This is a genomic window from Streptomyces sp. NPDC059788 (assembly GCF_042732265.1).
In the GTDB taxonomy this organism is placed as follows: Bacteria; Actinomycetota; Actinomycetes; order Streptomycetales; family Streptomycetaceae; genus Streptomyces.
Window position 1 is genome coordinate 39277 of the sequence record NZ_JBHWHY010000066.1, and the last position, 11525, is coordinate 50801.

The 11525-nt window shown below is 74.0% G+C and carries 8 protein-coding genes; 3 read left to right on the forward strand and 5 right to left on the reverse strand.

What is annotated here, in order from left to right; all coding sequences use genetic code 11:
* Positions 1 to 4 precede the first annotated feature (4 nt).
* Positions 5 to 2245: a dipeptide ABC transporter ATP-binding protein gene (locus ACFV57_RS38410; RefSeq protein ID WP_385242474.1), complete on the forward strand. Its 2241-nt coding sequence runs from the start codon at positions 5 to 7 to the stop codon at positions 2243 to 2245.
* Here the strand turns inward: ACFV57_RS38410 and ACFV57_RS38415 are convergent.
* On the reverse strand, positions 2232 to 2972 hold the full coding sequence (locus ACFV57_RS38415) for a L,D-transpeptidase (protein ID WP_385242477.1): 741 nt from the start codon (positions 2970 to 2972) through the stop codon (positions 2232 to 2234). The genes ACFV57_RS38410 and ACFV57_RS38415 overlap by 14 nt on opposite strands.
* A gap of 578 nt (positions 2973 to 3550) precedes the next feature.
* Here ACFV57_RS38415 and ACFV57_RS38420 point away from each other — a divergent pair.
* Positions 3551 to 4942, forward strand: a complete 1392-nt coding sequence (locus tag ACFV57_RS38420; protein ID WP_385242480.1) for an NADP-dependent succinic semialdehyde dehydrogenase — start codon at positions 3551 to 3553, stop codon at positions 4940 to 4942.
* A gap of 83 nt (positions 4943 to 5025) precedes the next feature.
* Here the strand turns inward: ACFV57_RS38420 and ACFV57_RS38425 are convergent, their stop codons facing one another.
* Entirely contained in the window at positions 5026 to 7266 is a 2241-nt protein-coding gene (locus ACFV57_RS38425; protein ID WP_385242483.1) for a SpoIIE family protein phosphatase, read from the reverse strand.
* Between the two features lie 410 nt (positions 7267 to 7676).
* Between ACFV57_RS38425 and ACFV57_RS38430 the strand changes: the two genes are divergently transcribed.
* Positions 7677 to 8477: a class I SAM-dependent methyltransferase gene (locus ACFV57_RS38430; RefSeq protein ID WP_385242486.1), complete on the forward strand. Its 801-nt coding sequence runs from the start codon at positions 7677 to 7679 to the stop codon at positions 8475 to 8477.
* Positions 8478 to 8593: 116 nt separating this feature from the next.
* On the opposite strand, the gene ACFV57_RS38435 is transcribed toward ACFV57_RS38430, so the two are convergent.
* The 3 genes from ACFV57_RS38435 to ACFV57_RS38445 all read right to left on the reverse strand — a co-directional run bounded on the left by ACFV57_RS38435 (position 8594) and on the right by ACFV57_RS38445 (position 11385).
* Positions 8594 to 9838, reverse strand: coding sequence for a metallophosphoesterase (locus ACFV57_RS38435; RefSeq protein ID WP_385242488.1), 1245 nt, complete (start codon positions 9836 to 9838; stop codon positions 8594 to 8596).
* A 126-nt stretch (positions 9839 to 9964) separates the two neighbouring features.
* On the reverse strand, positions 9965 to 10507 hold the full coding sequence (locus ACFV57_RS38440) for a DUF1990 family protein (protein WP_385242491.1): 543 nt from the start codon (positions 10505 to 10507) through the stop codon (positions 9965 to 9967).
* The gene (locus ACFV57_RS38445) at positions 10504 to 11385 is read right to left on the reverse strand and encodes a YndJ family protein (protein ID WP_385242494.1); all 882 of its coding nucleotides are present in this window, start codon (positions 11383 to 11385) and stop codon (positions 10504 to 10506) included. Before ACFV57_RS38445 ends, ACFV57_RS38440 begins: the two co-directional genes overlap by 4 nt.
* Between the last annotated feature and the right edge of the window lie 140 nt (positions 11386 to 11525).

Consider the following 11525-nt stretch of genomic DNA (forward strand, 5'->3'; position numbering starts at 1 on the left):
GCCCATGACCGCCGACCCCCTGTCCGCGACCACCCGTCCGCCGTCCGGGACCGCCGCGCCGCTGCTCTCCGTCGAGGACCTGCGCGTGCAGATCACCGGCCGCGACCGCACCGTGCACGCCCTGGACGGCGTCACCTTCGACCTCGCCCCCGGAGAGGCCCTCGGCATCGTGGGCGAATCCGGCTGCGGCAAGACCATGACGGCGCTGTCCGTCCTGGGACTGCTGCCGAAAGGGGGCCGGGTCACCGGGGGACGCATCCTCTTCCGGGACGCCGGCGGCGACGGGGCGCCGGGCGGCAACGGGACCACCGACCTGGCCGCCGTGCCCGAGCCCGTCCTGCGGGACGTCCGCGGCAACACCATCGGCATGGTCTTCCAGGACCCGCTGACCTCCCTCAACCCGACCATGACCATCGGCGCCCAGGTCGCCGAACCCCTGCTGCTGCACCGCCGGATCACCCGGCGGCAGGCATGGGAGAAGGCGCAGGAGACCCTGCGGCTGGTCGGGATGCCGCAGCCCGCCGAGCGGATGAGGAACTATCCGCACCAGCTCAGCGGCGGCATGCGGCAGCGCGTCGCGATCGCCATGGCCCTGGTGTGCGAGCCCCGGCTGCTGATCGCCGACGAGCCGACCACCGCCCTCGACGTCACCACCCAGCACCAGATCCTGGAACTCATCGACGACCTGCGCGACCGCCTCGGCATGGCCATGATCCTGGTCACCCACGACCTCGGCGTCATCGCCAAGCGCGTGGACCGGGTCGCGGTGATGTACGGGGGCAAGGTCGCCGAACGGGCGGGCGTACGCAGCCTCTTCGCCACCCCGCGGCACCGGTACACCCAGGCCCTGTTCGCCGCCCTCCCCGAACGCGCCGCGGGCGAACGCACCACACTCGCCACGATCCCGGGCCTGCCGCCCGCGCTCGTCACCCGGCCCGCCGGCTGCCGGTTCGCGCCGCGCTGCGCGTTCGCGACCGACCGGTGCCGTACGGAGGAGCCGGCGCAGGCGGGGGACCAAGGCCATGCGTACGCGTGCTTCCACCCGGTGCGCGACGCGGCCGGAGGGCCCGCGGACGACCGGGCGCACGGCGCCGCCGCACCGGCATCGACACCCGCACCCGTGATCACCCCCGTACCCGACGGGACCGGACCAGCAGCCGACAGGACCGCACCCGTACCCGACAGGACCGCACCCGTACCCGACAGGACCGCACCCGCTTCCGCGGCGCCCGCCGACCGGGACACCCTCCTGGACCTCACCGGCGTCACCAAGCGCTACGCCCTGCGCGCCAACCCCTTCGCCCGCCGCAAGGGCGCCGGAGACATCGGCGCCGTCGCCGGAGTCAGCCTCACCGTCACCCGCGGCGAGACCTTCGGCATCGTCGGCGAGTCCGGCTGCGGCAAGTCCACCCTGGGCCGGATGGTCGTCGGCCTGGAGCCCCCGACGGACGGCACGATCCGCTTCGCGGGCCGCGACATCGGCGCCCTGACCCGCCGTGAGCTGCGCGCCCACCGCCGCGACGTCCAGCTGATGTTCCAGGACTCCTACGCCTCCATGGACCCGCGGATGCGCGTCGGCGCGATCCTGCGCGAGCCGCTGGTCATCCAGGGCATCGGCGACCGCGCCGCGCAGCTGCGGCGCGTCGCCGCGCTGCTCGACGACGTGGGCCTGCCACGCGGCGCCGTGGACCGCTACCCGCACGAGTTCTCCGGCGGCCAGCGCCAGCGCCTCGGACTGGCCCGCGCCCTCGCCCTCTCGCCGTCCCTCGTCGTCGCCGACGAACCGGTCTCCGCGCTCGACGTCTCCGTCCAGGCCCAGATCCTCAACCTCATGCGCGACCTCCAGCGCGACAGAGGACTGACGTATCTGTTCATCTCCCACGACCTGGCGGTGGTCCGGCACCTCGCGGACACCGTCGGCGTTATGTACCTGGGCAAAATGGTCGAGACCGGCCCGGCCCGGGAGGTCTTCGCGCGCCCCCTGCACCCGTACACCCGGGGCCTGCTCGACACCGTCAACGCGCCCGACCCGGCGGCCCCCGCCGCGGGCACCCCGCTGACCGGCGAGACGCCGTCGGCCGCCGCCCCGCCCTCCGGCTGCCGCTTTCGCACCCGCTGCCCGGCGGCCCGCGAACTGTGCGCGGAACGCGAACCCGAACCGGCCGAGCCGGTCGGCCCCGGACACCGGGTGGCCTGCCACTTCCCGCTGGTGCCGGCCGCGCGGGGCCCGGTCAGTAGCGGGTGATCGCCGTACGGCCGGCAGCCGTGCCGATCGCCAGGTGCGGGCGGGCGGCCGGCTTCACCCAGGACACGATGCGGGCCATCGCGCGGGCCGGTACGGACACACAGCCCGCCGTCGCCCCACGCCCGTTGACGTGCAGGAAGATGCCCGCGCCCCGGCCGCGTACCGGGCGGTGGTAGTTGAAGCCGACCACCAGGGCCCGGCCGTACTGCACCGGGTAGTCGGCCAGCCGCTCGGCCTCCTTCGCCGCGCAGTCCCGCGGCCGCGGGTCGGCCCAGCGGTTGTAGGCGGCCGACGCGTTGTCCTGGCACCACCAGGAGGTGGCACGCACCGGCCGGTACGGGACCTTCGTACCCGCCGGTGCCTTCGCGAGGCCGAAGGCGAACGGCAGGTCGTACAGGCCCGTGGGCGTGGTCGACGTGCCCTGCTTACGGGTGCTGCCCTCGGCCAGCCCGTTCGCCCCGAAGCGCGCGGGCGCCGTACCGACCCGGTGCCAGCGGCCCGCGCGACGCTCCCACCAGCTCACCGTGCCGGTAGTGGAGCGCAGGCCCGGGGCGCGGGCGGTGATGAGCTGACTGCCGCCGCCCGTGTCGGCCATACGGGCGGGCAGCGGCCGGCCGGCCGCCGGGGAGGCGGCGGGGGAGCGGGGCGCGGCCACGGCGGAGGCGGGCACGGTCAGGGCGAGCACGGCGGCGCAGGCCGCGGTCGTCAGGGTCCTCGCGGAGGTCATGCCCGCAATGTAGGGGGCCCGGAGCGGCCCGTCGCCGAACGAACCGGACAAGCCACCCGAAGGAACGGGGCGGCCCGCGGCGCAATCCACCGTGCGCCGGGGCGATAGACCGGCGAAACTCGGGTACCGGGGCCGGAGAACCACGTGCCGTCCGACCCAGGAGGTCTGCTGTGGAGCGGCAACCGATACCGCACCGTACGCGCGAGCCCGGGCAGGAGCGCGATCCCGTGCCGCCGACGCCCACGCCGTCCCCGGGGCCCGGCGGGCCCGAGCCGGGACCGGGGCCCGGCCCCGCGCCGGGGCCGACGCCCGGACCGCCGGTTCCCGGGCCGCCCGACCCGACCCCGCCGCCGCCCGCGCCGCAGCCGCCGACGCCCAACCCCGACCCCGTGCCGCGGCCGCCGGGCCCCGACCCCGTACCGGAGCCGTCACCGGCTCCCGGCCCGCTGACGTAGCGCGCGGCCCGCGGCCCGCGGCCCGTACCGGGCGCCGGGTCCGGGGGCCGCGAGCGCCCCGGGCCCGGGTCCCCCGACCCCGTCCACCACGCCCACCCACCACCCCACGGGAGGTGCACCCACATGGCCATTGCCACGGTCAACCCGGCCACCGGTGAGACGCTCAAGACCTTCGACGCGCTCAACGCGGGCGAGATCGAGGACCGGCTCGTCCGGGCCGAGCAGGCGTTCCGCGACCACCGGACGACGACCTTCGCCGAACGCGGCGAACTGCTGCGCAACGCCGCCGGCCTGCTGGAGGCGGGCCGGGACGGCATCGCCCGCACCATGACCACCGAGATGGGCAAGCCGCTGGCGGCGGCCCGCGCCGAGGTCGCCAAGTGCGCCAAGACGATGCGCTGGTACGCGGAGCACGCCGAGGAACTCCTCGCCGACGAAACGCCGGACGCCGGCGACGCGAAGGACGCGGGCGCGTCCCGCGCCTATGTGCGCTACCGGCCGCTGGGCACCGTCCTCGCCGTCATGCCGTGGAACTTCCCCCTCTGGCAGGTCATCCGCTTCGCCGCGCCCGCGCTGATGGCCGGCAACACCTGTCTGCTCAAACACGCCTCGAACGTGCCGCAGACCGCGCTGTACGTGGAGGACCTGCTGCGCCGCGCGGGCTTCCCCGAAGGCTGCTTCCAGACCCTGCTGGTCGGCTCCGGCGCGATCGAGGACATCCTGCGCGACCGCCGGGTCGCCGCGGCGACGCTCACCGGCAGCGAACCGGCGGGCCGCGCGGTCGCCTCCGTCGCGAGCGACGAGATCAAGAAGACGGTGCTGGAACTGGGCGGCAGCGATCCGTACATCGTGCTGCCGTCCGCCGACCTCGACGCGGCCGTACGGACGGCCGTCACCGCCCGCGTCCAGAACAACGGCCAGTCCTGCATCGCCGCCAAACGCTTCATCGTGCACACCGACGTCTACGACGAGTTCGCGGTCCGCTTCACCAAGCGGATGGCCGGGCTGACCGTCGGCGACCCGATGGAGGAGAGCACCGACGTCGGCCCGCTGTCCAGCGAACAGGGCCGCTCCGACCTGGAAGAACTGGTCGACGACGCGGTCCACCAGGGCGCGGCGGCCCTCTGCGGCGGCAAACGCCCCGAGAAGCCGACCGCCGGCTGGTTCTACGAGCCGACCGTACTGGCCGGCATCACCCCCGCGATGCGCATCCACCAGGAGGAGGCGTTCGGCCCGGTCGCCACGCTCTACCGCGTCAACGACCTGGACGAGGCGATCGCCACCGCCAACGACACGCCGTTCGGCCTCAGCTCCAACGCGTGGACCCGCGACGAGGCCGAACAGGACCGCCTCGTCCGCGACATCGAAGCCGGCGGCATCTTCTTCAACGGCATGACCGCCTCCCACCCGGCCCTCCCGTTCGGCGGCATCAAACGCTCCGGCTACGGCCGCGAACTGGCCGGCCACGGCATCCGCGAATTCTGCAACGCGACCACGGTGTGGCACGGGGCGTAGGGCCGCGGAGGGGTGCGCCTCCGCCTCCCGGGTGAGGCTCCCGGAGCCCCGGCCCCCGGCCTCGTACGGGTGCGGCGCTCTGGTCAGTCCTCGCCCGGGAGGGCGAATTCGCACCAGAGGGCCTTGCCGCTGCCCCTCGGCTCGGCTCCCCAGGAGTCCGACAGCGCTTCGACCATCATCAGGCCCCGGCCGGAGGTCGCCGTCTCGCCGGGGGTGCGGCGGCGGGGCCAGCGGCTGGAGCGGTCCTCGACCTCCAGGCGGATACGGCGCCGGCCGCCGCCCGGTGCGCCGGTTCTCGTGGGGAGGAGTTCCACCGTCACCAGCGCCCCGCTGTCCGTGTGCGTCAGCGCGTTGGTGATGAGTTCGGTGGCGGCCACCTCGATGTCGTACGCGAGCGGGCCCGCCCGCCACTGGTCCATCGTGCGCCGCAGCATCGCCCGTACCTCCGAGGCCCCGGACGGGTCCGCCTGATGGACGTGCAGCCGAAAGCGTGGGGTGACGGTGGTGGCACCGGGGGAGCGGTGCCGGTGCAGCAGGACGAGGGCCATGTCGTCGTCGGAGCCGGAGCGCGCCCACAACTGGTCCGAGAGCCGGTCGGCCAGGGCCTCCAGTTCGGCGGGGCCGTCCCGTACCGCCGCGGCCAGCGCGTCGATGCCCACGGCGATGTCCTGCCCCGGCTGTTCGACCAGGCCGTCGGTGCACAGGAGGAGCTTGGAGCCGGGTTCCAGGAACAGCTGGGTCTCGGGGAAGTGATCCTGGCCGAACGCGGTGGCCAGCCCCAGCGGCAGGCCGCCGCGTACCGGATGCCAGTCCGTGTGCCCGGCCGCGTCCCAGAGCAGCGGGCCCAGATGACCGGCCCGCGCCACGTGCAGCGCGCCGGATTCCAGGTCCGCCTGGACGTACGTACACGTCGCGAACCGTTCGGTCTCCAGCTCGGCGAGGAAGCGCGACGCCCGTACGAGCACCGTCTCCGGCGCGTGCCCCTCGGTGGCGTAGGCGCGCAGCGCGATACGGAGCTGGCCCATCACCGCCGCGGCGTGCGTGTCATGGCCCTGGACATCGCCCACGACCAGCCCGGTCCGCCCCTGGGGCAGCGGGATGACGTCGTACCAGTCGCCGCCGATGTCCCGGCCGGTGCTCGCCGCGTGGTAGCGGACGGTGACCTCGCCCCCGGCGATGTCGGGGACCCGGCGCGGCAGCATCGTGGCCTGGAGCCCGGTGGCGAATTCGCGTTCCTGGTCGAAGAGCATGGCCCGCTGGAGCGACTGGGCCACGACGCCCGCCAGCGCCAGGGCCAGGTTCCGGTCCTCCGCCGCGTGCTGTTTGGGTTCGGTGTTGAACAGCCCGAGCGCCCCGATCACGCGGTCCTGCGCCACCAGCGGCAGGAAGACGGCGCTGCCGGACGGGACGCGGTCCAGGTACGGGCGCAGCCGCGGATAGCGGGCGATCAGTTCGCCGCGGGAGGCCAGGAACGCGGCCCGGCGGGACAGCGCGGCGTCCGACAGCGGCAGCGTGTCGTCGAGCCGGGAGGCCATCATCTCCGTGGGGGTGGTGTTCGGCAGGCCCGTGATGGCGATGACCTCGAAGCGTTCGTTGTCGACCAGCCCGAGGATCAGCGCGTCGGCGCCGAAGCGCCGCGCGCCGCCCGTCCCGGTCAGCACCCGGGTCACGTCCGCGACGGACAGGGCCCGGGAGAGCGCCGCTGTGGTCTGCTGCACCATGGCGGTCTGCCGCTGCCGGTTCTCCTGGAGGGACCGCAGCAGCGCGGAGTCGGCCATCTCCGTGCCGGCCTCCCGGACGAGACCGACGATGCGGTACGGACGGCCGTTCGCGTCCCGCAGGAAGTGGCCCTGGGTGTGGGTCCACCGGGGCGTGCCGTCGCGGCAGTGGATGCGGAAGTACGCGCCGTAGGAGGGGGCACCGTCCTGGATGGCCTGGGAGACCGCCGCGTCCAGCCGGTACCCCTCTTCGGGCGGCACCCGGGCGGCGAGCGAAGCGGCCTGCCCGTCGTACTCGTCGGGCCGCAGATCGAAGACGTCCAGCCCGCACGCGTCCAGCTCCAGCGCCCCGCGGTCCAGATCCCAGTCGAACGTCCCCGTCCGGTTGAGCGAAAGCCGTTCGGACAGCCCGATCGGGGCCGGCGGGGGCCCGGCAGTCGGCCCGGGGGACCACCCGGTAGGCGTTCCGGCAGGAGGCCCTTGCAGTGGCCGGGGAGGCGTCCCGGCAGGCGTCCCGTCCGTATCCGCTTCCGGCCCGGCGGTCCCGTGCGGTATGCCGTGGCGCGGGTCGTAACGGCCGGGGGGTGTGATGTCCCGTCCGGTCATGAGCCGCCACGCCCCCGTCCCGAGGCCGAAGGCGCGCCGGCCCCGGCCGCCCACCAGACGGCCGGGACCGGCGGCGCCGGGGCCACCACGCCCGCCGCTTCCGTTCGCGGCCCGCCAGAGGGCGACCATCGCAACCGGGAAGCGGCCATGCGCCCACATTAGGACGGGGGTGGGATTTGCGCATTTTTAGTGGGGGTGTGGGGGGATGGGTGAGGGATGCCTCGGGAGTGCAGGGATCTGCGGGGCCTTGCGCCACATGGGGGAGGGGCGGGTGCGGGCAATTGCCGATTTCATTGAATCCGCAACTGCTGCCGCTTTCCGTGGGGCGGCAGCCAAGCGGGCCGGGGGCGTTGTCAGAGGGGGCGGGTAGGTTGAGAGCGTTGGCAGTTGAGAACGTTCCAGGGGGACCTGTGGCCGGTGACGGCTTTGATGTGGACGCGGACCAGCTCAAGTCCGCCAGTTCTCGCGCCCAGTCTTTCGATGTGGCCGCGGCTCAGTACGCGGCGAGTCGGCCTGCTTACCCCGCCGCACTCTTCGACTGTCTTGAGGAGTTCGCGGGCTGTCGTCTGGTGGGCGCCCGGGTCGCCGATGTCGGCGCGGGTACCGGAATCGCCAGCGTGCTGTTGCGGGAGCGAGGCGCTGATGTGATCGCTGTCGAGCCGGGTGAGGCCATGGCCGGTGAGTTCCACCGGGCGCTCCCGGGGGTGCCGGTCGTGAGGGGCGACGGTAACGCTCTGCCGCTGGCCGAGGCTTCCTGCGACCTCATCACGTATGCCCAGTCCTGGCAGTGGACGGACCCCGGCCGGTCCGTCCCGGAGGCATTGCGTGTCCTGCGAGGGGGCGGTGCGCTGGCGATCTGGTGGAACACCACGGCCTTCGACGTGCCGTGGATTCGCGAGCAGCACGGGCGCATCGCGCACCACTGCGGGGTGAGACCACGGTCTGCCGTGCGCCCTTCGGACGACGACGCCATCCGGCTGGCGGGGCTGGCGGGGCTGCGGGTTGCGCGCCGTCAAGTGCGCTGGAGCCGCACGGTCTCCGTGGACACGCATCTCGCCAACATCGGCAGCCGGTCGGCATTCCTCGTCCTTGAAGAGGCTGACCGTCAGGCGTTTTTCGCCGATGAGCGTGAGCGGCTGGTCGAGATTTTTCCTCGCGACGAGGTGGAAGAGACCTACGTGGTCGATCTCCTGGTCGCACTCCGTCCCTGACGTGGTGCGGCCGCGGGGCGGGGCGGCGCGCTCGTGCAGCCGAGACGAGCGACCGGCCGCCCCACCGAATTCAACCGCCACGCTCACCAACCCGGCGAACCTGTGCGGTCACGGCACTAGCTTGTTCCCGCGGGTATTCGTGCCGCCGTCGTGACCGGGCGTGTGGTTCGGGTGCGGTGGGCGAGGTGGGCCTGTTGTGTGGCGGTGTCGACCGTGTAGGTGTCGATGGTCATCGACGCGGGCGACACCTTCAGCACCATGAACCCGAGGTGGCTGAAGTCCTGCCAGGCGGCGGGGTGGGTGAAGTGCGGTTTGCCGTCGCCGGTCTTGGAGGCGGCGCCGCACACGAGCTGCCGGGTGCCGCGCGTACGGTCGGTGGGCTCCAGGACCTGCAGGGTGTGGTCGTGCCCGGACATGATCACGTCGGCGCGCCCGCACACCACCTCCTCGTACAGCTCCTTGAGGTGGATGCCGCTGGTGTAGTGCCCGATCACGAAGCCGTCGTACGCGCCGGCGCTGCCGTGCTGTCCGTTGTTGAGGTACGGGTGGTGGCCCAGGACGACCTTCCAGCGGGCGCGCGAGGCGCTCAGCGCGCTGTCCAGCCAGCTGCGCTGTTCGCGCATGTACGGGCCGTTCCACCGGTAGTGCGGGTCGGTCTGGACGACGTACGAGGCGACCGGGTTGGTGTCGAGCGCGAAGAACTCGACGAGCGGGTCTTCCTGTCCGCCGCCCGGCGGGAGGGCGACGTTGTAGTAGCGGGACGGCATGTACCAGCGGCGGGACGTGGCGGCGTAGGCGACCTCGCGGTCGCCGCGCGACGGGTCGCCGCCGCTGCCGGGTACCAGGCCCGAGCAGTCGTGGTTGCCCAGCACCATCAGCCACGGCATGTCGATGCCGGTGTTGGGCCGCTCGAACTTCTCGTCGAACTCCGAGTCGTGGTCGGACTCCGGGCCGTTCTCGTAGATGTTGTCCCCGAGGCCGACCGCCAGCCCGACGTGCTCGGTGCGGCAGATCTCCCTGGCCGCCGCCGTGACCGCGTACTGCTCCTCCTTGCCCGTCCCGGCGTCACCGGTGATCAGGACGGCGTACTCGCCGGAGGGGCCCGGCGCGGACGGGAGCGGGAACCGCTCCGGGCCGCCTGCCCGGTCCGCGGCGGCCGCGGGCTGCTGCGTCCCGAACGGCAGCGCGGCCAGCGCGGCTCCCGCCATCGCCCCGCCCAGCAGCGTGCGCCGGTGCACACCGCGCGCCACGTCCGGCGTGCCGTCCGGGCCGGCCGGGCCGGCGAGGCCGGGGCCGGCCGTCCGCAGCCACTGGTCCTCGGTCAGGTCCGCCCGCGGCGGGATCAGTTCGTCGTCACACATGGCTGGCTTTGTCTCATGGGTGATCGGGCAACTGGTGGCGGAGCCATGAACTCCGTGTGGACGTATGGAGAGGACGGAGTGTCCCGGCGGCCGGGTCCGCCGTGCCGCCGGGTCGCGGTACGGTGCTCAGCCGTCCCGGTGGGCGAGGCGGCGCAGCGTACGGCCGCAGTGGCGCGCGTACAGGCGCTGGAACACCGGGACGACCGGTGCCGCGAGCCGTGTGTACCAGCGGCCGGGCCGGCTGAAGGCCGTCATGGTGAACCACACCGCGCCGTCCGGCCGCATCTCGACCACGAACGACTCCTCGCCGCGCTGCGGGTGGCCGCCCAGCGTGCCGTACGCGAAGCCGATGCGCGCGCTGTCGTACTCGCTCCACACCACCCGGCACGGTGCCCACAGCCGCGCCGGGCCGAGGCCCAGGGCGCATTCCACCAGGACGCCGGGCGCGGCCTCCGGTGCCGAGGCCCGTACCCGTACGCCCGCCCGGCGGTGCATCCGGAAGGTGGTGACGGCCCGGCCCGCGCTTTCGAGGACCGCGCGGCCGTGGCCGAGGTAGGTCGCCTCGTGCAGATGGTGGTATCCGCCGGGCAGCGGGTGGCGGCGGGTGGCGCCTTCCTCGGGGTAGTTGAGGGGGGTGTGCCGGCTGGGGGCGGGGGTGCGGAGTGTCATGCCGGGGTGCCTGCTTCCTCGGAGGTGGGTGTGGGGATGGAGGTGGAAGTGGGGGTGGATGCGAGCTTGTCCCTGAGGCGGCGCCAGGCGAGCAGGGCGCACAGGGCGAAGCCCAGCGCGTTGCCCAGGCCGTGCGTGGCCGCCATCCATGCCAGTGTGGGGTGCGGCAGGCCGGTTGCCTCGCCGAGTGCCCAGCTCAGGGCGAGCAGCATGGTGGCCACGAGGACGGCGGCCGAGACGGCCAGCAGCGCCCGGGTGGTCCGGTCCGGCGCTGCCGTACGGACGTCCCGCCAGGTGATCAGGGCGACCAGCCACATGCCGCCGGTGAGGACCACCGCGCCGGCCAGCTCGGCCCAGTCGTCGACGAAGTAGCCCGCCAGGACGAGCAGGGTGCCCACCGGCACGCTGAGCGCGGCGAGCGGACCGGCCCTGCCGGGGCGCGCGGCGCGGCAGACCAGCCCGGCCACCAGGGCGGCGGCGAATCCGGCGAAGTGCAGGTGCGGCACGGTCAGCGACAGGATTTCCAGGTCGAAGCCGAACAATCGGTGGCCCGAGCGCTCGGCGACCAGGGCGGTGCCCGCGACGGCCGGGGTGGCGAGGGCCGTGAGCACCGCGATCTCGTCCGGGGCGAGGCTGCGGGTGCGGGCCAGCCGGCGTGGTGCGTGCAGCGCGAGGGCGAGGGTGGCGAGCGCGTAGCCGGTGGCGAGCGCCGTGGCGGCGGCGCCGCGCGGCAGCCAGAGCGAGGCCGCGCCCGCCGCCGCGGCCACCGGCCAGCGGCGCCGTAGCCATTCCGGCGCCGGGTCCCCGATCAGTGCGAGTCCCGTCGGTACCACGACGAACATGCCGAGCATGACGATGAGATCGACCAGTGCGGTCACGATGCCCCCCAACCCGGCCACAGCCGGTTTGAAAGGGTTCAAACCGGCACCCCCCGCCGGGCGAGGCCGGGGGGTCCCGGTGGGAGAGCCCCCCCCCGCCGGGGGGGGGCGCCCCCCCGCCCGGCGCGACGACCCCGCCG